At 72.0% G+C, this 19,641-nt stretch carries 22 protein-coding genes; 11 read left to right on the top strand and 11 right to left on the bottom strand.

Going from position 1 to position 19,641, the window contains the following annotated elements; genetic code table 11:
- Positions 1-95: 95 nt before the first annotated feature.
- On the bottom strand, positions 96-830 hold the full coding sequence (locus tag ACIGEZ_RS26355; protein WP_399835338.1) for a DUF3558 domain-containing protein: 735 nt from the start codon (positions 828-830) through the stop codon (positions 96-98).
- Between the two features lie 111 nt (positions 831-941).
- Positions 942-1,889, bottom strand: a complete 948-nt coding sequence (locus tag ACIGEZ_RS26360; RefSeq protein ID WP_399835340.1) for a DUF3558 domain-containing protein — start codon at positions 1,887-1,889, stop codon at positions 942-944.
- A gap of 174 nt (positions 1,890-2,063) precedes the next feature.
- Here ACIGEZ_RS26360 and ACIGEZ_RS26365 point away from each other — a divergent pair, with 174 nt between their 5' ends.
- The gene (locus ACIGEZ_RS26365) at positions 2,064-3,257 is read left to right on the top strand and encodes an RtcB family protein (protein WP_399835343.1); all 1,194 of its coding nucleotides are present in this window, start codon (positions 2,064-2,066) and stop codon (positions 3,255-3,257) included.
- A gap of 70 nt (positions 3,258-3,327) precedes the next feature.
- On the opposite strand, the gene ACIGEZ_RS26370 is transcribed toward ACIGEZ_RS26365, so the two are convergent.
- On the bottom strand, positions 3,328-4,092 hold the full coding sequence (locus ACIGEZ_RS26370) for an SDR family NAD(P)-dependent oxidoreductase (RefSeq protein ID WP_399835345.1): 765 nt from the start codon (positions 4,090-4,092) through the stop codon (positions 3,328-3,330).
- A 63-nt stretch (positions 4,093-4,155) separates the two neighbouring features.
- A complete protein-coding gene (locus ACIGEZ_RS26375; protein ID WP_399835348.1) occupies positions 4,156-4,491 on the bottom strand; it encodes a YnfA family protein in 336 nt (111 codons plus the stop codon).
- A gap of 103 nt (positions 4,492-4,594) precedes the next feature.
- On the opposite strand from ACIGEZ_RS26375, the gene ACIGEZ_RS26380 reads away from it, so the two are divergent.
- Complete coding sequence (locus ACIGEZ_RS26380; protein ID WP_399835351.1) at positions 4,595-5,065, top strand: hypothetical protein; 471 nt, start codon at positions 4,595-4,597, stop codon at positions 5,063-5,065.
- An 11-nt stretch (positions 5,066-5,076) separates the two neighbouring features.
- Here the strand turns inward: ACIGEZ_RS26380 and ACIGEZ_RS26385 are convergent, their stop codons facing one another.
- Entirely contained in the window at positions 5,077-6,525 is a 1,449-nt protein-coding gene (locus ACIGEZ_RS26385) for an FAD-dependent oxidoreductase (RefSeq protein ID WP_399835353.1), read from the bottom strand.
- Positions 6,526-6,641: 116 nt separating this feature from the next.
- On the opposite strand from ACIGEZ_RS26385, the gene ACIGEZ_RS26390 reads away from it, so the two are divergent.
- Both ACIGEZ_RS26390 and ACIGEZ_RS26395 read left to right on the top strand, forming a co-directional pair.
- Positions 6,642-7,199, top strand: coding sequence for a TetR family transcriptional regulator (locus ACIGEZ_RS26390; protein ID WP_399835355.1), 558 nt, complete (start codon positions 6,642-6,644; stop codon positions 7,197-7,199).
- Between the two features lie 45 nt (positions 7,200-7,244).
- Complete coding sequence (locus ACIGEZ_RS26395; RefSeq protein WP_399835358.1) at positions 7,245-7,739, top strand: MarR family winged helix-turn-helix transcriptional regulator; 495 nt, start codon at positions 7,245-7,247, stop codon at positions 7,737-7,739.
- Between the two features lie 42 nt (positions 7,740-7,781).
- Here ACIGEZ_RS26395 and ACIGEZ_RS26400 read toward each other — a convergent pair whose 3' ends face one another.
- Complete coding sequence (locus ACIGEZ_RS26400) at positions 7,782-8,519, bottom strand: Mut7-C RNAse domain-containing protein (RefSeq protein ID WP_399835360.1); 738 nt, start codon at positions 8,517-8,519, stop codon at positions 7,782-7,784.
- A gap of 97 nt (positions 8,520-8,616) precedes the next feature.
- Between ACIGEZ_RS26400 and ACIGEZ_RS26405 the strand changes: the two genes are divergently transcribed.
- A complete protein-coding gene (locus ACIGEZ_RS26405) occupies positions 8,617-9,060 on the top strand; it encodes a GNAT family N-acetyltransferase (RefSeq protein WP_399835362.1) in 444 nt (147 codons plus the stop codon).
- On the opposite strand, the gene ACIGEZ_RS26410 is transcribed toward ACIGEZ_RS26405, so the two are convergent.
- From ACIGEZ_RS26410 to ACIGEZ_RS26420, 3 genes are all read right to left on the bottom strand, one after another.
- A complete protein-coding gene (locus ACIGEZ_RS26410) occupies positions 9,041-9,586 on the bottom strand; it encodes a GNAT family N-acetyltransferase (RefSeq protein ID WP_399835364.1) in 546 nt (181 codons plus the stop codon). The two genes, ACIGEZ_RS26405 and ACIGEZ_RS26410, sit on opposite strands and share 20 nt — an antisense overlap.
- A 14-nt stretch (positions 9,587-9,600) precedes the next feature.
- The gene (locus tag ACIGEZ_RS26415) at positions 9,601-10,458 is read right to left on the bottom strand and encodes a DUF6597 domain-containing transcriptional factor (protein ID WP_399835366.1); all 858 of its coding nucleotides are present in this window, start codon (positions 10,456-10,458) and stop codon (positions 9,601-9,603) included.
- Between the two features lie 97 nt (positions 10,459-10,555).
- Positions 10,556-10,798: a hypothetical protein gene (locus tag ACIGEZ_RS26420; RefSeq protein ID WP_399835369.1), complete on the bottom strand. Its 243-nt coding sequence runs from the start codon at positions 10,796-10,798 to the stop codon at positions 10,556-10,558.
- Between the two features lie 250 nt (positions 10,799-11,048).
- Between ACIGEZ_RS26420 and ACIGEZ_RS26425 the strand changes: the two genes are divergently transcribed.
- Complete coding sequence (locus ACIGEZ_RS26425; protein WP_399835371.1) at positions 11,049-11,879, top strand: ABC transporter substrate-binding protein; 831 nt, start codon at positions 11,049-11,051, stop codon at positions 11,877-11,879.
- Positions 11,880-11,940: 61 nt separating this feature from the next.
- Here ACIGEZ_RS26425 and ACIGEZ_RS26430 read toward each other — a convergent pair whose 3' ends face one another.
- Complete coding sequence (locus ACIGEZ_RS26430; RefSeq protein ID WP_399835853.1) at positions 11,941-12,345, bottom strand: MerR family transcriptional regulator; 405 nt, start codon at positions 12,343-12,345, stop codon at positions 11,941-11,943.
- 137 nt (positions 12,346-12,482) lie between these two features.
- Here ACIGEZ_RS26430 and ACIGEZ_RS26435 point away from each other — a divergent pair, with 137 nt between their 5' ends.
- Positions 12,483-14,447: an APC family permease gene (locus tag ACIGEZ_RS26435; RefSeq protein WP_399835373.1), complete on the top strand. Its 1,965-nt coding sequence runs from the start codon at positions 12,483-12,485 to the stop codon at positions 14,445-14,447.
- 43 nt (positions 14,448-14,490) lie between these two features.
- On the opposite strand, the gene ACIGEZ_RS26440 is transcribed toward ACIGEZ_RS26435, so the two are convergent.
- Positions 14,491-14,922, bottom strand: a complete 432-nt coding sequence (locus ACIGEZ_RS26440; RefSeq protein WP_365717520.1) for a hypothetical protein — start codon at positions 14,920-14,922, stop codon at positions 14,491-14,493.
- Between the two features lie 554 nt (positions 14,923-15,476).
- On the opposite strand from ACIGEZ_RS26440, the gene hemL reads away from it, so the two are divergent.
- The 4 genes from hemL (at position 15,477) to ACIGEZ_RS26460 (ending at position 19,640) form a co-directional block, all read left to right on the top strand.
- The gene (gene hemL / locus ACIGEZ_RS26445; RefSeq protein ID WP_399835375.1) at positions 15,477-16,793 is read left to right on the top strand and encodes a glutamate-1-semialdehyde 2,1-aminomutase; all 1,317 of its coding nucleotides are present in this window, start codon (positions 15,477-15,479) and stop codon (positions 16,791-16,793) included.
- Positions 16,790-17,464, top strand: coding sequence for a histidine phosphatase family protein (locus ACIGEZ_RS26450; RefSeq protein WP_399835377.1), 675 nt, complete (start codon positions 16,790-16,792; stop codon positions 17,462-17,464). Before hemL ends, ACIGEZ_RS26450 begins: the two co-directional genes overlap by 4 nt.
- Positions 17,465-17,703: 239 nt before the next feature.
- Positions 17,704-18,957, top strand: a complete 1,254-nt coding sequence (locus ACIGEZ_RS26455) for a hypothetical protein (protein ID WP_399835379.1) — start codon at positions 17,704-17,706, stop codon at positions 18,955-18,957.
- Positions 18,958-19,034: 77 nt separating this feature from the next.
- Positions 19,035-19,640, top strand: a complete 606-nt coding sequence (locus ACIGEZ_RS26460; protein ID WP_399835382.1) for a TlpA family protein disulfide reductase — start codon at positions 19,035-19,037, stop codon at positions 19,638-19,640.
- The last annotated feature ends 1 nt before the right edge of the window (position 19,641 follow it).

The following is a 19,641-nucleotide window of genomic DNA, read 5'->3' on the forward strand; positions in this document are numbered from 1 at the left end:
CCGTCAAACGACATCTCGCGGGCACAGCGTGGCACATGCGGAAGGAGCCCGGCCCCCTGGGGAGGGACGGGCTCCGCGCAAAGAGCCGCAAACCGCTACTTGTTGGCCGTCGCCACGGCCGCCACGGCTTCCTTGGCGGCCTTCACGGCACCCTCGGCGATCCCCTTGTCACCCGGGGTCTCCGCACCCGCGTACCCCGCGCCGTTGAAGGAGACCAGGACGAGCACGTTGCCGGTGCGGGCCACGACGGAGGCGTACTTGAAGTCCTCGTCCGTCTTGCGCAGGTCGTACGACACGGTGTCCGCCTGGTCGCCGACACCGGCCGTCGCGGTCGTACGGAGCTTCTTCGCACCCGGTGTGGCCTGGAACTTGGCCAGCTCCTTGGCGTAGTTCTCGGCGGCCCGCTCCTGGCCGCTGCCGAGCGTCGCGTCGGACTCGTAACGGTAGAAGGAGACGTCGAGCCAGCGGTACTGCGAGCCCTTGACGCCCTTGTCCTCCAGGCCGTTCCAGGAGCAGCCGCCGCGGCTGGTGACATCGCTGGAGCTCGCCGCGGTGCCGTTCTTCGCCTTCGCCTTGGGCACCAGGGCCGCCGTCGTCCTGGCGGAGACCGCCTTGCAGACGTCGGGCAGCTTCGCGTACTTCGCGCGCTCGACCGCCTTCGTCGACTGCGTGGCCTTCGGCGTGGCGGAGGCCGACGACGACGCCTGGCCGGAAGAGCCCGAGCCCTTGCCGGCGGAGTCCGAGCCGGAGGAGCAGCCGGCGGCCACGAGCATCACCGGGACGGCGGCGCAGGCGAGTATGCGGGAGAGTCGCGGGGCTGATCGCTGCATGGTTCCTTCAGTCGCTTGTCGTACGGTCCGGGCGGCCGGCGGCGGGGTACGTCGACACGTTACGTGGTCGGCGCGCGGGCGGGCGGCCCTCGGCGGGGCGGGTCAGGACGGCTACTCCTCGAGCCGCTCGGCGAGCAGCCGGGCCAGATTCCGGGCCTTTTCCTGCAGTTCCCTGCTGTCGGGGGGCTCGACGGAGGCGGCCGTCTGCTCTTCGTACTGGACGGTCACGATCACGTTCGATGTGCGGAACACCACGCTCACGAGGCGCTTGGCGCCCGCCGGGGCGGCCGTGGTGAGGGCGTCGTCGAGGTACGCGGCCTCGCCGAGGCCGTCGAGGGCGCGGGGTTCGAGACCGGTGGTGGGAGTGGCGACGGGGGCGGCCGGGGCGGTGGCGCCGGGCTTGCCGGTGGTGCCGGGCCGGCCGGGCTGAGTGGTCGCGCCGGGCTTGGCCGGCGGTGCCTGGGTGGTGGTCTTGGCCGGCGGGGCGGGCACGTGGGTGGCCGGCTGGTGGCCGCCGGGCGGCGCGGTGGTCGGGGAGGCCGGCGTGGTCGGGGGCGTGGTGGCGGGCGTGCTGGGCGTGACCGGGGGGAGGGGGACGCCGGCGGCGGTCTGCTTGCCGCTGTACACCTCCTGCGCGCGGTCGTCGTCGCTGACGGCGGGGTCGTACGAGACGACCCGCTCGATGTCGACGGTGAGCCGGTGCACGGCGTCGGGCGTGTCGGCCTTCCAGCTGCAGCCGACCCGGCGGTCGGTGTCGAAGGTGACGGCCGGGGTGCCGCGGTAGGTGCGGTTGCGCTCGGCGTCGGGGAGCTCGGCGGCGCCGGGGAGCAGGTCCTTGAGCGTGCCCTGGGGGATGGCGCCGCAGGGCTCGAAGAGGGTGCGGTAGCGCCCGGGGGGCGCGGCGGGGGCCGCCGGGCCCGCCTTGGAGTCGACGGCGCCGGTATCGGTGGCGGTGCCGGAGGAACAGCCGGTCAGGCCGATCCCGAGACCGAGGGCGAGGGCGGCCGCGGTGAGCACCGCCGGCCCGGATCGGCCGGGTGCGTACGCCTTTCGCTGCACGATCCCAGGCTCCCTTCTCCCGGAGAGTTCCCCGAAAACTGTTTGCCGCTCCGCATCGGGCGGTGGACACAATGTCTATCGCACGCGCAGCCGTTGATGCCGGTCCGCAGTCAGTTCTACGGGCATTGGCTCCGGTTTTTGCGTTATCAGGCTTTTTGGGGGAATCGAGGAAGTATGTCGTATGTAGAGGTACCGGGTGCGAAGGTGCCCATCCGGATGTGGGCGGATCCGGCGTCGGTCGAGGGCGGCGCCATGCAGCAGCTGCAGAACGTGGCGACGCTGCCGTGGATCCAGGGCCTGGCCGTGATGCCGGACGTGCACTACGGCAAGGGTGCGACGGTCGGCTCGGTGATCGCGATGCGCGGGGCGGTCTGCCCGGCGGCGGTCGGTGTGGACATCGGCTGCGGCATGTCGGCCGTCAAGACCTCGCTGACGGCGAACGACCTCCCGGGTGACCTGTCGCGGCTGCGGTCGAAGATCGAGCAGGCGATTCCGGTGGGGCGGGGGATGCACCGGGACGCGGTGGATCCGGGGCGGCTGTTCCAGTTCCCGACGTCGGGGTGGGGGGATTTCTGGTCGCGGTTCGACTCGGTCGCGGATCCGGTCAAGTTCCGTCGGGAACGGGCGGAAAAGCAGATGGGGACGCTCGGAAGCGGAAATCACTTCTGCGAGGTCTGTATCGATGACCAAGGGTCCGTCTGGCTGATGCTGCACTCCGGCTCGCGGAACATCGGCAAGGAGCTCGCCGAGTACCACATCGGCGAGGCGCAGAAGCTGCCGCACAACCAGGGGCTGGTCGACCGCGACCTCGCGGTGTTCGTCGCGGACACCCCGCCGATGGCGGCATACCGGAACGATCTGTTCTGGGCGCAGGAGTACGCGAAGTACAACCGCGCGATCATGATGGCGCTGTTCCAGGAGGTCGTCCGCCGGGAGTTCCGCAAGGCGAAGGTGACCTTCGACCCGGTGATCTCCTGCCACCACAACTACGTGGCGGAGGAGCGGTACGAGGGGATGGACCTGCTCGTCACCCGTAAGGGCGCGATCCGGGCCGGTTCCGGGGAGTTCGGGATCATCCCGGGTTCGATGGGCACGGGCTCGTACATCGTGAAGGGTCTCGGCAACCAGGCGTCCTTCAACTCGGCCTCGCACGGCGCGGGCCGCCGGATGAGCCGGAGCGCGGCGAAGCGGCGCTTCTCGACGCGGGACCTGGAAGAGCAGACGCGGGGCGTGGAGTGCCGCAAGGACTCCGGTGTCGTGGACGAGATCCCGGGCGCGTACAAGCCGATCGAGCAGGTGATGGAGCAGCAGCGGGACCTGGTCGAGGTGGTCGCGAAGCTGAAGCAGGTCATCTGCGTGAAGGGCTGACGCCCGCGGAGGGCGTCAGGGGAGGGTCCGGTGCCGTGCGCCGGCCCCTTCTGCGTGGGCGGCCGGTCGCTCAGAGCTCGCGGTGGACCTTGGTGTTGGAGGCCTGGGCCCGGGGGCGGACGACGAGCAGGTCGATGTTGACGTGCGGGGGGCGGGTGCAGGCCCAGGTGATGGTGTCGGCCACGTCGTCGGCGGTCAGGGGCTCGGCCACGCCCGCGTAGACCTTGGCGGCCTTGTCCGTGTCGCCGCGGAAGCGGGTGGTGGCGAACTCCTCGGTCTTCACCATGCCGGGGGCGATCTCGATGACGCGGACCGGGGTGCCGACGATCTCGAGACGGAGGGTCTCGGCGAGGACGCGGGCGCCGTTCTTGGCGGCCACGTAGCCGGCGCCGCCCTCGTAGGTGGAGTGGCCGGCGGTGGAGGACAGGACGACGACCGTGCCGTCGCCGCTCGCGGTGAGGGCGGGGAGCAGGGCCTGGGTGACGTTGAGGGTGCCGATGACGTTGACCTCGTACATCGTGCGCCAGTCGTCGGGGTCGCCGGTGGCGACCGGGTCGGCGCCGAGTGCGCCGCCGGCGTTGTTGACGAGGACCGCGAGGGTGCGGAAGGCGGTGGCGAACTCGTCGACGGCGGCGCGGTCGGTGACGTCGAGGGCGTAGGCGGTGGCCTGGTGGCCGGCCTCGTTGATCTCGGCGGCCAGGGCCTCGATGCGGTCCTTGCGGCGGGCGGTGAGGACCACGCGGTAGCCGGCGGCCGCGAGCTGCCGGGCGGTGGCCGCGCCGATTCCGCTGCTCGCTCCGGTGACGACGGCGATGGGGGTACCGGCGGCAGTCATGACGTGCTCCTCGCGCGTGTGGTCGATGGTGTCGATCGCGTGGTCAGGATAGGTCGGGCGGGTTCAGCGGCCGCGCGGGGCGTACATGATCACGGCCATGCCGGCGAGGCAGACCAGGGCGCCGATGACGTCCCAGCGGTCGGGGCGGTAGCCGTCGGCGACCATGCCCCAGGCGAGGGAGCCGGCGACGAAGACGCCGCCGTAGGCGGCGAGGATGCGGCCGAACTCGGCGTCGGGCTGGAGCGTGGCGACGAAGCCGTAGACGCCGAGGGCGAGGACGCCGGCGCCGATCCAGATCCAGCCGCGGTGTTCGCGGACGCCCTGCCAGACGAGCCAGGCGCCGCCGATCTCGAAGAGTGCGGCGAGGACGAACAGGGCGGCGGAGCGGGCGATCAGCATGGGGGCAGGGTGCCATGGGCGGACGGTCCGGCCTCCGGTCCGCTCAGGACACGCGGCTGACGGCTAATCAGAAGATATGGGTGGTTATGGGTATCTTCGGGGCATGAGTGTGATGCGCAAGGCTCTGCTCGGCGCGGCCCTGACGGCTGCCCTGGTGACCGGTACGGGTGCGGGCGCCCACGCCGTCGGGCCCGAGGCGGATCTGGCCCACCACGGCCATGTCTCCCTCTGGGAGGACCGGCTCGGTGTCTGGCTGGTCAGCGAGAACCACGGGCCCTCCGACGTCTCCCAGGCGACCGTGCGGCTGGCCTTCTCGGCGCCCCTGGCGGGCGGGCAGGAGCTGCCGCCGGCCTGCCTGTGGAGCAGCGACCGGGTGGTGTCCTGTCGCACCGGTGAGCTGCGGGCGGCGGGGGCGGCGGGCGAGCTGGCCCTGGACCTGCGGACCCTGGGGCGCCCGGACGAGCTGACCGTGGAGATCCGCACCGTCTGGCGGGACGGCGTCGCCGACCGTAACCCCCGCAACGACCGTCATCGCGTCCTCGTCCTGGCGACCGGCGACCCGTACGTCTTCTGAAGCCCTCCTCCTCATCGGCCGGGCCTGCCTTGCGGCGGGACCGTGTAGCCGTCGGGGCGGACGAGGAGGGCGTCGCGGCGGGTCGGGTCGGTCCAGGTGGCGCGCAGGGGGCTGTGGGTGGCGGCCTGGGTGGTGCGGGGGAGGGGCGGGGTCGCGCCCTCGGGGGCGATCAGGACGAACTCGCCCTTGCGGAGCAGCTCGTAGAGCCGGCCCTCGCGCAGTTCGAGGTCGGGGGCGCGGCGCGCTCCGGAGCCGTAGGAGATGCCGATGCCGCTGATCATGCCGAGCGCGCGGGCGGCCGCCGGGCGGACGGTGCCGAGCAGGAGGGTGGCGAGGGCGCGGGCCGTGCGCTGGAGCGGGGTGTGGGCCATGGCGAGCCGGACGAGGGTGCCGCTGCTGCGCAGGACCATCGCGCCTACCGGGTGCCGTTCGGCCTGGTAGCTGTCGAGCAGCGCCTCGGGGTCGGGGGCCTCGCCGCGCAGGACCGCGGCGAGCTTCCAGGAGAGGTTGGCGGCGTCCTGGAGGCCGGTGTTCATGCCCTGGCCGCCGGCCGGTGAGTGGACGTGGGCGGCGTCTCCGGCGAGGAAGACGCGGCCGGAGCGGTAGGCGGGTGCCTGTCGTTCGTCGCTGTGGAAGCGGGAGATCCAGCGGGCGTCGTGCATGCCGAGGTCGCTGCCGAGGGTCCGGCGGGTGATCTCCCGGAGCTCGTCGAGGTCCACGGGTTCGCTGTCGGGGGCCTGGCGGTGGCGGTCCCAGCCCATCACCCGGTACCAGCCGTCGCCGAAGGGGGCGATGAAGGTGAAGGCGTCATCGGCGGCGGAGAGGGTGAGCATCCCCGTGGGTTTCTCCGTGAGGCGGACGTCGGCGAGGACGATGGATCGGATCACCGAGGCGCCCGGGAAGGGCAGGCCCAGCGCGCCGCGCACGGAGCTGCGTACGCCGTCGGTGCCGACCAGGTAGCGGGCGCGGAGGGTGATCGGTTCGGGTCCCGCCAGCTCGGCGGTGACGGCGCCGGCGTCCTGGCGCAGGCCGCGCAGCTCTGTGCCGTACCGGAAGTCCACACCTGTGGACAGTGCTCGGCGTTCCAGGACGCGCTCGACCTCGTACTGCGGAGTGAGCAGGAGGAACGGGAAGCGGGAGGGCAGCCGGGACAGGTCGAGGGAGAGGCGGCCGAAGGCACGCATCTCCGAGACGGGGGTGCCCTTCGCGACGAGTTCGTCGGCGAGGCCGCGGGCGTCGAGCTGTTCGAGGGTGCGGGCGTGGACGCTGAAGGCGCGGGTGAGGTTGCTGATGCCGGGGGCCCTGCGCTCGACGACCGTGACCCGCAGGCCGGCGGCGGCGAGGTCGCCTGCGAGCAGCAGTCCGGTCGGTCCCGCGCCGACGACCAGCACGTCGGTGTCGGAGCCGGTGTCCGTGTCGGGGTCGTTCTCGGGAGTCTTCGGGGTGCCCGTGGTGCTCACTGCCGCCTCCAAGGGTGCCTACGTCCGTTGGCCAACACCTGTTGGTCAACGCTTGTTGGCAAATGTAGGGCCGGACGCGATGGCGTGTCAACGGGTGTTGGCCTACAGTTGTTGGCATGACGACCGCACGTCGCTCCGACGCCACCCGCGCAGCGATCATCGACGCCGCCCGCGAGCGCTTCGCCGCCGACGGGTACGAGCGCGCGACCATCCGCGCCATCGCCGGTGACGCCGGCATCGACCCGTCGATGGTCATGCGCTACTTCGGCAACAAGGAGGGGCTGTTCGCCGCCGCCTCCGACTTCCGGCTCGACCTCCCCGAGCTCGGCGCCCTGCCCGCCCGCCACATCGGAGCCGTGCTCGTCACCCACTTCCTCGACCGCTGGGAGCGCGACGACGTCCTGACCGGGCTGCTGCGGGTCTGCGCCACCAACGCCGCCGGCGCCGAGCGGATGCGGGAGATATTCGCCGAGCAGCTCGGGCCGGTCACGCGCGGCGTCTGCGACCCCGCCGAGGCGCCGCGCCGGGCGGCGCTCGTCGCCTCGCAGATCCTCGGGATGGCGCTCACCCGCTATGTGCTGCGCTTCCCGCCCGCCGTGGAGATGTCCCGCGAGGAGGTCGTCGCCTGGCTCGGGCCGACCATCCAGCGCTATCTGGTCGACGAACTGCCGTAGGGCGTTCGGCGGGGGTGGCCATCCCCTGTTTCGTACACTCTCTGCATGACGCAGGAGAACTCCGCCCGGCGCGACGGGCTGATGGCCGAACTGCAGGGCGAGGCCCGCCGCTACATGGCCGCTTACGCGCTGTTCAACCAGGCCGTCGCCGACCATCTGCGGCTGCACCCGACCGACGTGCAGTGCCTCAACCTGCTCAGCATGGAGCGGGAACCGGTCACCATCGGGCGGGTCGCCGAGCTCACCGGCCTCACCACCGGCTCCGCCACCCGGCTCGTCGACCGCCTGGAGCGGGCCGGCTACGTCCGGCGGGAGCGGGACGCCGAGGACCGGCGCCGGGTCATGGTGGCGCCCGTGCCCGAGCGGATGGCCGAGCTCGGCGACTTCTGGCGGCGCCTCAACGGCACCTGGGGCGGCCTGTTCGACGGCTACGGCGACGACGAGCTCGCCCTGCTCACCACGTACATGCGGCGCACGGTCGAGCTGAGCGCCCAGCAGATCGACCGGCTGCGCTCCGGCGAGTTCGACGAGGCCGGCTGAGCACCGGCATCAGCGCGCGGCCGCACGCTGAGCACACCGACGTCAGCGCGCGGCCGCGCCGCCGAACTCCCGGACCGCCTCCGTGACGATCGCCTCCAGGCGGGCGTGGTGGGCGCCCCGCCAGTAGACCCTGCCGCACGCCGTGCACTGCGCGAACACGTCGTACGAGTTCTCCGTGCCCTGCTCCAGCCGGTCCCGCACCGCCTCCTTGTCGGCGTCGGTGAGCGGCCCGTTGCACGCGGTGCACCGGGTCCAGGGGGCCAGCGGCGGGGCGAAGCGTTCGAGGACGTCGCGGAGCTGGTCGTCCGGCCGGTCGCTGTAGACGTACGCGCCCGCCCACAGCTCCCGACGGCGCAGCAGTCCCCGGTCCCGGGACAGCATCACGCGCCGCTCCTTCGCCGAGAGCGCGGCAAGGGCCGCGTCGCCGATGTCCTCGCTCTCGTACGCGGCGTCGACGCCGAGCAGCCGCAGCCGCCGGGCGAGCGTGCCGAGGTGCACGTCGAGCAGGAAGCGGAGCGGGGCGCCGGGGACCGGCTGGGGGCGGGTGACGCCCTCCACCTCGACCGTCTCGCCGGCCGTGGGGACGTGCGAGGCGTCCACCGGGCGCCCGTCCACGAGCAGCCGCCCCGCCTCGGTCAGCGGCACGCCCAGCGACTCGACCACATGGCCGAGGGACGAGGCGCCGTCGGTCGCCACGGCGGTGTGCCCCGAGCGGCGGTCCGCGGCGACGAAGAGCCGCAGGCCGGGGGCGAAGCTGATCTGGATCTCCGGTCCGTTCACGCTGACAGGATGTCATCGGGTCCGGCCGCCCGGCCAGGGAATTCGTCCGCCGGGAGCCCCCTCCCGCGGGCCCGCGGCCGCGCGGTACCGTCCCGCCATGAAGATCATCGACCTGGAGCCCGGCGACCCCCGCCTGGAGGCCGAGCTGCTGCCGGTCCTGTGCGAGCTGCGCCCCCACCTCACGCCGGAGCTCTTCCGCGACGTGTACGAGCAGGGCCACGCCCAGGGCCTGCGCTTCAGCGCGGCCTACGCGGACGACGGCTCCTGCGTCGGCGCGGCCGGCTGGCGGATCGTCATCAACACCAGCTCGCTGAAGAAGCTGTACGTGGACGACCTGGTGACCAGGGCGACCGCCCGCTCCGGCGGCGTCGGCCACGCGCTCATCGCCCACCTGGAGCGGCACGCCCGTGAGACCGGCTGCCACGAGCTCAACCTGGACTCCGGCACCCACCGCACCGGAGCCCACCGCTTCTACCTGCGCGAACGCTTCGACATCATCGCCTTCCACTTCACCCGGGAGCTCAACCGCCCGGGGGAGTAGCGCCGTCGGCCGCAAGGTCGAGCCGCCACACGTTGCACCGCATCGGCCGGCCCGGCGGGTACTCGAAGTCCCGCTCCCCGAGGAGCGTGAAGCCGGCCTTGCGGCACACCGCGTTCGACGGCCCGTTCTCCGTGGACGGGAAGGCGTGCAGGTAGCGGAAGCGGCCCTCGGCGCGCGCCCGTTCCACCACGGCGCGCGTCGCCGCGCTCGCCACGCCCCGGCCCTGGGACCCCGGCAGCACCGTCCACCCCGTCTCGTACACCGGCTCCCCCTCCCAGGACGTCTCCCAGAAGCCGATGGCCCCGGCCGCCGTCTCCTCGGGCAGCAGCACGACCCGGAACATGCAGCCCGGGCGCGTCTCGTCGGAGCTCAGCGCCACGTACTTCCGCTGCCGTCCGACCAGCTGCTCCTCGCTCTCCGGGCCGCCCAGATGCTCCGTCAACTCCGGTGCGTTCACGGCGCGCAGGAGCCAGGCGTCGTCGTCGGACCACGCTTCCAGCCGGACCGTTCCGCTGTCGGTATCCATGTCCGAAGCGTAGGTCAGGGGTCTGACACCGCCCGGGCGTACGCGGTCGGCGGCACCCCGACCGTCGCCGTGAAGTCCCGTACGAGATGGGCCTGGTCGCTGTAGCCGAGCTCGGCCGCGAGCCGCGCCCAGTCCGGGGGGTCGCCCGGGGAGGACTCGGCGCGCTCCAGGGCCTCGTGGATGCGGTAGCGGAGGATCACCCACTTGGGGCCGACGCCGACCTGGGCGGCGAACAGGCGCTGGAGCGAGCGCGGCGAGAGCCCGGCCGAGCGGGCGAGCGCGGAGACGCGGCGCATCGTCCGGTCGGTGCGGACCTGTCCGACCAGGGCCATGGCCTCGGCGGCGGCGGGAACGTGCCCCGGGTCGGGGCCGTGGGCGAGCAGAAAGGCGTCGAGAGCGGCTACGCGCTCGTGGTCGTCCTCCGGGGAGAGGACTCCGGTGGCGTCAGCCGCACCTTCACCCCCGCCCGCCCCCGCGCCCGGGAACGCCTCCGTCAGCGGCGCGATCCGCCCGGTCCAGTGCGAGACCGGCCGCTCGGGCGCGAAGGGGCGGAAGCCGCCGGGCCGGAACTGCACGCCACAGACCCGTCCCCTCCCGGTCAGCTTCTTCGTGAACAGCTCCAGGCCGATGCCCGAGACGACGCCCGCGTCCCCCGCCCCCTCGGAGCGCTCGAAGACGAGGTTCACGGACGGGTGCGGGACGACGTGGGACGCGTACGGCTCGGTCAGGTCCCAGTCGATCAGCCAGTAGTGCTCCAGGAACGGGCGGAGTTCGGGCGCGGGGGAGTGGCGGCGGAAGCGGACCCGGGTGAGGAGTTCGGCCGCGTCCACGATGCCCCGGGTGTCACGGCGAGGTCCGGGGGCTGCGGTCATGGCGGGCATGGTTTCCGGTTTGGCGCGCTTCTTCAAGACGGGGATGAAGGCCCGGGCCGCCGCCCCGGGCGAGAGCTCACGCCCACCTCGGCCACGCCTACCTCAGTCGTCCCGCCGAGCCCAGGGACAGGCGGGAGACGACCTGGTCGAAGGCGCGTTCCTCGGCGGGGGTGAGGGCGACGGTCTCCTGTGGGTGCCAGATCCGCTCCAGCGGGGTGTCCGCCGAGGCGCGGCGGGCGCGGGCGCGCAGGCCCAGGGCCACCCATACCGCCGCGGAGACGGCGAGCAGGCCGAACAGGGTGATCACACGGGGGTCCGAGAGCTGGCCGGGCAAGGTCATGTCTGACTCCAGGGCGCGAGGCCGCGCGTCGGTGCGCCCACGGCAGGTGGCGCGCGCCCGCACGGCGCTGACGATTCCTACTGCTTCCTCCCGACCCGTTCAGTTAACACCACCCTGGGGGTCTTTCGGCAGGGGGCCCGGGACCGAGGTCCCGGCCCTTCCGCACCCGCGGAGGCCCTCTTGTGCGGGCCGGGGAACCGCTTCAAGGTGTCGGGAAGACGGAGGTTTCCGGCCGGGAGGGAGCAGTCGCATGGCGGACGCGGCGGGCACGTGGGGATTCACGGACGACCGGGGTGCGGCCCTGGCGGCCGAGCGCAGGCCGGAACGGGTGGTGGCCTATGTACGGGCCGGGGCGGCCCTGCTCGACCTGGGGGTGCGGCCGGTCGCGGTGTACGGCTCCGGGCACGACGGCGACGCCCTCGATCCGGTCAAGTCGGGCGGTCTGGCCGCGGCGGGCGTGCCGTACCTGGGGCCGGGGCGGACCCTGGACGAGGAGCGGATACGGGCGCTCGGCGGCGCCGACCTGCTGGTGGACGTGACGTACGACGGCAAGAGCCCGTACGCCCTCGACGAGGCGCTGGCCGACCGGCTCGGGGTGCCCCTGACCGCGCTGTCGGTCGGCAACGACCTGCCGCTGCCGGCGATCGTCGGCCGTTTCGCGGAGCTGGCCGGCGCCCTGGGGGCGTCGGGCGGTTCGCCGGCGCGGGTGGCCGACGCCGAGGCGGCGCTGCGGGCGGCCGCGGCGCGCGCGGACCTGACCGTCCTCGCCCTGTCCGGGGCGGGCCCCGAGCAGGTTCATCTGGCCCGCCCGCACGCGTGGCCTGAGCTGGCCCGGCTGGCCGAGCTGGGCGTCCGGTTCGCGGACCCGGGCCAGGGCCCCGGCGCGAGCTGGCTGACCACCGACTGGCAGCACGCCGTCGCTCTCGCCCCCGACCTGGTGCTCTTCGACAGCCGGGCGAACGCGGTGCCGCCGCACACCGTGCCACCGGGCGCCCGCCTCACCCCCTGGAACCCGGAGACACCACCCAGCCCCGCCGCGTACGTCCGCTTCTTCCAGGACCTGGCAGCGGCCCTTGGCTGATCCGGAAGCCGCGACGGCGCCGCGGCCGGCGCCGGTCCCCGGCGGACCGCCCGCCGGCTCGCTACGGCAACCGCGCCCGCAGCGAGCCGGCGAACTCCTCCACCCGCGCCAGCTGGGCGCGGAGCTCGGCGACCCGCTCCGTCGCGGCCTGTTCGTACGCGCGGACCCGCCCGACGAGAGCGGCGCGGGTGACCGGGTCGAGTTCGCCCGGGGTGTCCGGGACGTCGCCGGCGAGCCGGTCGACCGCGGTGAGCAGGTCGCGGGTCTCCTCCAGGGTGAAGCCGAGCGGTTTCATCCGGCGGATCACCATCAGCCGGGCCACGTCGGCGTCGGTGTAGAGCGGGAAGCCGCCCTCGGAGGCGGCGGACGGGATGACCAGGCCGCTGTCCTCGTACTGGCGGATGGTGCGCAGGGACAGTTCCGTCCGTGCCGCGACCTCGCCGATCTGCATGGGGTCGCCGGTCAGGCGTGCGGTGCGCACAGGGCTCACGACATCGGGTCCTTCCTCGTACGGGCCGCGGGCCGAGCCGAGGGCCCTCGTCCGGGGCGACGGCGGGCGCGGCATCCGCGTATTACATCCGATTCGTCCTAACTTCAGCACTTATGAGAGCTGGAAGCGTGGTGAAACGCCTGCTGGTGGGACGTCCGTTGGACAGCGCCCGACTGGGCGAGACCCTGCTGCCCAAACGGCTCGCCCTGCCGATCTTCTGCAGCGACCCGCTGTCCTCCGTCGCGTACGCCACCGAGGAGATCCTGCTGATCCTCGCCCTCGGCGGACTCGCGGTGCTCCATCTGACCTGGTACGCGGCGGTGGGCATCGTCGTGCTCCTGCTGGTGGTCGTCGCCTCGTACCGCCAGACCTGCTACGCCTACCCGGGCGGCGGCGGCGCCTACGTCGTCTCCGCCGAGAACCTGGGCACGACCGCCGCCCTCACCGCCGCCAGCGCGCTGCTCATCGACTACGTGATGACCGTCGCCGTCTCCGTCGTCTCCGGGGTCGCCGCGATCACCTCCGCCGTGCCCTCGATCGACGGCCACGCGACCGCCCTGTCGGTTGCCTTCGTGGCCGTACTCGCCTGGCTCAACCTGCGCGGGGTACGGGAGTCGGGCCGCTGGTTCGCCCTGCCCACGTACCTCTTCATCGCCACGATCTACCTGATGTTCGCGGTCGCGGCGGTCCGGATGGCGACCGGTGCCACGATCCGTGCCGAGTCGGCCGACCTGCCCGTCGAGGAGGTCTCCACCTACTCCGGCATCGCACTCGTGCTGCTCGGCCTGCGCGCCTTCGCGTCCGGCTGCACGGCGCTGACCGGCGTGGAGGCGGTCAGCAACGGCGTGCCGGCCTTCGAGAAGCCCAAGAGCCGCAACGCCGCCATGACCCTGGCGGTCATGGGCGGGCTCTCCGCGACCATGTTCTTCGGGATCACGGTGCTCGCCATGGTCTACGACGTGCACGTCGCCGAGGACCCCACCGAACTGGGCCTCGCGCCCGGCACCCCGACGTCCACCGCGCTCGCCCAGATCGGCCGCGCCACCTTCGGCGACTGGCACATCCTGTTCTACGCCCTCCAGGCCGTCACCGCGGGCGTCCTCATCCTGGCGGCCAACACCGCCTTCAACGGCTTCCCGATGCTCGCCTCCGTCCTGGGCCGCGACCGCTTCGCGCCCCGCCAGCTCTTCCACCGCGGCGACCGGCTCGTCTACTCCAACGGCGTCCTCCTCCTCGCGCTCGCCGCCATCGCCCTGATCGTCGCCTTCGACGCCAACCTCACCCGGCTCATCCAGCTCTACATCCTGGGCGTCTTCGTCTCCTTCACCCTGTCCCAGGCAGGCATGGTCAAGCACTGGCGGCGAGAACTCGCCACGCCCGGGGGTTCGGGCGACCGCGGCCGCATCCACCGCCGCCTGGCGATCAACGCGTTCGGCGCCTGTCTCACGGCCGTCGTCCTCGTCATCGTCCTGATCACCAAGTTCACGCACGGCGCCTGGATCGTGGTGATCGCGATGCCGGTGCTCTTCGCCGGGATGAAGGGGGTGCGCCGGCACTACGACACCGTCGCCGCCGAGGTGGCCGTCGCCCCCGACGCCCACCCGCACCCGCTGGCCGCGCACCACGTCCTGGTCCTGGTGGCCTCGGTCAACGCGCCGAGCCTGCGGGCGCTGTCGTACGCCAAGACCCTGAACCCGGCCTCGCTGACCGCCGTCACCGTCGCCGAGGACCCGGGCGAAGCGGAGGTGCTGCGCGCGTCCTGGGAGGCCCACGGCATCGACGTACCGCTACGGGTGCTGAACTCGCCCTACCGCTCGATCGTCCAGCCGGTGCTGCGGCACATCCGGGAAGCGCCCGAGCGGACCCCGGACTCGGTCGTGTCCGTGGTCATCCCCGAGTACGTGGTCGGGCACTGGTGGGAGCAGCCGCTGCACAACCAGAGCGCGCTGCGGCTCAAGACCCGCCTGCTGTTCATGAAGAACGTCGTCGTCATCGACGTGCCCTACCGGCTCGCCTCGGCCCGCGAACTGGCCGCCGAGCGCGCGAAGGCGGCGGAAGCCGCGAAGGACGGCCCCTGAAGCGTGTCGGCCGGTCCGGGGTCGGACCCGGCCGAGGCACCCCCTAGGGCCAGACCAGGCAGTAGGGCTGGTGACCCGCCTCGTGCAGGCGGACCGAGAAGTCCTGCCACTCGTGGAGGAGCTGGTAGACGTTGAAGGCGTCGCGGGGGCCGCCGCGGTCGGGGACGGTCGACCAGATGAAGGCGGCTGCGCCGACCGACTCCTCGCCGATGCCGCGCAGCGGGTCGACGACGGTCATGGGGAGCTTCACCACGGCGTAGTCGGGGTGCAGCACCACCAGCTCGAGCGGCGGCACCTTGTGCAGGGGCATGCCCTGGATCCCGGTGAGCACCATCGCGGCTATGGTCTCCGGCTTGATCTTGGTGAACATGCCGCCCATGCCGAGTTCGTCGCCGCCGAGCTCCTCGGGGCGCATCGAGATCGGGACGCGGGCCGCGGTCGCGCCGTCGGGTGCGCCGAAGTACTTGTACGTCACCCCCAACCGGCCACTCCCGTTCGACGTCGGCCCTTCGACCGCCCTGGACTCTTTCGGCTCACCGATCCGCGGAGACTCACCGATCCTTGGAGACTCGCCGGTCCGCGGAGACTCGTCGGTCCGCGCCGACTCGCCGACCCGCGCCGACTCGCCCGTCCGCGACTCGCCGACGCGCGGCTCGTTCGCCCTCGGTTCTTCCGTCCTCCGGCGCCGGTGCCTCCCCCGCCGGACAGGCTCGGGACCCAGGTCGTCAGTCCCCTCGCCCGGTCCGCCACCGCGATGCATATCTCCACCCGACTGCTGTTCTAGGCAGCACGACTCCGCCGTGCAACTCCGCCGTGCAACCCGATCATCGTGACAGTGACCTCCCCCACGTTCGTACGGTGAAACACCTGTCCGCAAGAACGCCGTGGCCTCTGACACCATGGATTCCGTGAGCCATCCCTATGACGCCCCAGTTTCGCAGACGCGGAGGACAGGCGCCTTGGCGTAATTCACAGGGTGCCCACACCGTCCCTCCGAACTCGTCGTCGTACTCGCAGGTCAGGATCACAGTGCCGTATTCATACGAAGCCCCAGTCTCACAGACGCTTTTCGACCGCGCGTCCCTTGTGACGCCCGGCGGCGTGAACTCACCGGTGCGCGCCTTCCGGGCCGTGGGCGGAACGCCCCGGTTCATGGTGTCCGGTACCGGTCCGTACCTCACCGACGCGGACGGTCGCGAGTACGTCGACCTGGTCTGCTCGTGGGGGCCGATGATCCTCGGTCACGCGCACCCCGAGGTGACCGCCGCCGTGCAGGACGCCGTCTCGCGCGGCACCTCCTTCGGTACGCCGGGTGAGGGCGAGGTCGCGCTGGCGGAGGAGATCGTCGCGCGGATCGAGCCGGTCGAGCAGGTCCGTCTGGTGTCCTCCGGCACCGAGGCGACGATGTCGGCGATCCGGCTGGCCCGCGGCTTCACCGGCCGCGCCAAGGTCGTCAAGTTCGCCGGCTGCTACCACGGACACGTGGACGCGCTGCTCGCCGCGGCGGGCTCCGGCGTCGCCACCTTCGGGCTGCCCGACACGCCCGGCGTGACCGGCGCGCAGGCCGGGGACACGATCGTGCTTCCGTACAACGACCTGGAGGCGGTACAGGAGGCGTTCCACCGCTACCCGGGCGAGATCGCCTGTGTGATCACCGAGGCCTCGCCGGGCAACATGGGCGTCGTCCCGCCGCTGCCGGGCTTCAACCAGGGCCTGAAGGACGCGTGCGCGAAGAACGGCGCGCTCTACATCTCCGACGAGGTCATGACCGGCTTCCGTACCAGCCGGGCCGGCTGGTACGGCGTCGACGGCGTGAAGCCCGACCTGATGACCTTCGGCAAGGTCATGGGCGGCGGCTTCCCGGCCGCGGCCTTCGGCGGCCGCGCCGACGTCATGGGCCACCTCGCCCCGGCCGGCCCGGTCTACCAGGCGGGCACGCTCTCCGGGAACCCGGTCGCGACCGCCGCCGGGCTCGCCCAGCTGCGGCTGCTCGACCAGGCCGCGTACGACACGGTGGACGCGGTCTCGGCCGAGATCCAGGGCCTGGTCATCGACGCGCTGGCCAAGGAGGGCGTGGCGCACCGGCTGCAGACGGCCTCCAACATGTTCTCGGTGTTCTTCACGGCCACCGAGGTGCGCGACTACGAGGACGCGAAGAAGCAGGAGGCCTTCCGCTTCAACGCCTTCTTCCACTCGATGCTCGCGGACGGGGTCTACCTGCCGCCGTCGGCCTTCGAGTCCTGGTTCGTGTCCACGGCCCACGACGAGCGGGCGATCGAGCGGGTCGCCGCCGCCCTGCCGGCGGCCGCCCGCGCCGCAGCCGAGGCCACGGAGGTGGCGGCATGAGCGACGTGACGGTCGTCCACGTGGTGCGGCACGGCGAGGTCCACAACCCGGACGGCGTGCTCTACGGCCGCCGCTCCGGCTACCACCTGTCCGAGCTCGGCCGGCAGATGGCCGACCGGGTCGCCGAGCACCTCGCGGGCCGGGACATCACCCATGTCGCCGCCTCCCCGCTGGAGCGGGCGCAGGAGACGGCGATGCCGATCGCCAAGAGCCACGGCCTGGACCTGGCCACGGACGCCCGCCTGATCGAGGCGGCGAACGTCTTCGAGGGCAAGACCTTCGGCGTCGGCGACGGTGCGCTGAAGAAGCCGGCCAACTGGAAGCACCTCACCAACCCGTTCCGGCCGTCCTGGGGCGAGCCGTACGTCGAGCAGGTCGTCCGCATGATGGGCGCGCTCGACGCGGCGAAGGACGCGGCCCGCGGGCACGAGGCGGTCCTGGTGAGCCACCAGCTGCCGATCTGGATCGTGCGCAGCTTCGTGGAGAAGCGCCGGCTGTGGCACGACCCGCGGCGCCGGCAGTGCACGCTGGCCTCGCTGACCTCGTTCACCTACAAGGACGACACGATCGTGTCGGTGGGCTACAGCGAGCCCGCCCTGGACCTCGTACCCGTGCATCTGCGTGCGGGTGCCAAGCCGGTCAAGGGCAAGGCGAAGGCCTTCGGGGCGTAGCGCGGTCTTCCCGCGCGGGTCTTCACCTCCCCTCCACCCGTAGGGTCTGGACGCGCCGGGGGCCGGGGGAGCATCGTCAGGGCGGTCGGATGACGCACAGTCGTCCGACCGCCCTCGCTTGTCCGGCCGCCTTGAAATATTTGTTCTGATTCCCCGGAACCTCCGTGTTCCTCCGCGCATCTCACTGATTGTCGGTTTGGATGACGTTTCGGTCATACGTCAGCGCGAATGGGGATGTCATGCGCGGGATCAATCGAAGGAGCCTGCTCGGGGCGGGCGTTGGTGCCGCCGCGGCGCTGGGCGTCGCCGCGTGTACCAGCGGCAATCAGGACAAAAGTGGGCGTTCCGGTCCGGGTAAGGGTGGGGACGTCACGGGTGCCCCCGAGACCCCGGCCACGCCCACCAAGGACGACGGCCGGCTCATCGGCGACGGTTCCACCGCCGACACCGGAAAGCAGCCGAACCAGCCCGACACCCCCGTGCCGCTCGAACCCGGCCAGACCCCGCCGCAGTTCGTGATCTTCTCCTGGGACGGCGCCGGCGAGGTCGGCAACGGCCTCTTCCCGCGCTTCCTCGAACTCGCCAAGAACCACGACGCGGCGATGACCTTCTTCCTCTCCGGCCTCTACCTCCTGCCCGAGTCGAAGAAGGACCTCTACCGCCCGCCGAACAACCGCGTCGGCGCCTCCGACATCGGCTACCTGACCGACGACCACGTCAAGCAGACCCTGAAGTACGTACGCCAGGCCTGGCTCGAGGGCCACGAGATCGGCACCCACTTCAACGGCCACTTCTGCGGCGGCTCCGGCTCGGTCGCCAACTGGACCCCCGCCCAGTGGCAGAGCGAGATCGACCAGGCCGTCGGCTTCGTCACCAAGTGGAAGACCAACACCGGCTGGACCGACCTCGACCCGCTGCCCTTCGACTACACCAAGGAGCTCGTCGGCGGCCGCACCCCCTGCCTGCTCGGCCAGGACAACCTGCTGCCCACCGCCAAGCGCCTCGGCTGGCGCTACGACGCCAGCTCGCCCGGCGGCCGCCAGATGTGGCCGGTCAAGCGCGGCGGCGTCTGGGACCTGCCGCTGCAGGCCGTGCCCTTCCCGGGCCACTCCTTCGAGGTCCTGTCGATGGACTACAACATGCTCGCCAACCAGTCGAAGAACTCGACCAAGGGCATGCCCTCGCGCTACCCCGGCTGGCGCAAGCAGGCCGCCGGGGCCTACCTGGCCGGCTTCAACCGCGCCTACGAGTCCAACCGCGCCCCCTTCTACATCGGCAACCACTTCGAGCAGTGGAACGGCGGCATCTACATGGACGCCGTCGAGGAGGCGCTGAAGGCCATGGCCGGCAAGAAGGACGTCCGGCTGGTCTCCTTCAGGCAGTACGTGGACTGGCTGGACGTCCAGGACCCGAAGATCCTCGCCAAGCTCCGTACCCTCGAGGTCGGCCAGTCCCCGGCCGGTGGCTGGAACGCCTTCCTCCGGCCGGCTTAGACGATCTTGACAAGGGGCGTTACGGGCACGTAGGGGGGTGCCCAAGATCCGCGAAACGCCCATGCGAAACTTTTCACATGAGTCTTAGCCGTGCGTCTCGTCGCACCCTGCTGACGGCCGGAGCCCTGGCGGCCGCGCTCGCGCTCTCGGCCTGCAGCTCGGACAACAACGGCAAGTCCGGTGGCGGCGGTGGCACCAACTTCGTGACCAACACGGGGGGCATCTCCACCGTCGCCAAGGGCGAGCGCCAGCCGGTCAACAAGATCGCCGGGAAGACCCTCGAAGGCGAGCAGCTCGACGTCGCCGACTTCAAGGGCAAGGTCGTCGTCCTCAACGTCTGGGGCTCCTGGTGCCCGCCGTGCCGCGCCGAGGCACCGCACTTCGCGAAGGTCGCCAAGGACATGAAGGTCAAGGGCGTGGAGTTCGTCGGACTCAACACCCGCGACGCCGACACGTCCAAGGGCCTGGCCTTCGAGGAGGAGTTCGGGGTCGGCTACCCGAGCCTCTACGACCCGGCCGGGAAGCTCATCCTCAGCGGGTTCCCCAAGGGCTCGATGATCCCGCAGGCCATCCCGTCCACCATCGTGCTCGACAAGGACGGAAAGGTCGCCGCGCGCTCGCTGATGGCGCTCGACGAGACCAAGCTGCGTTCCATGATCGATCCGCTGGTCGCGGAGAAGTGAC

The sequence above is a fragment of the Streptomyces sp. NPDC085481 genome (assembly GCF_044541845.1).
Classification (GTDB): domain Bacteria; phylum Actinomycetota; class Actinomycetes; order Streptomycetales; family Streptomycetaceae; genus Streptomyces.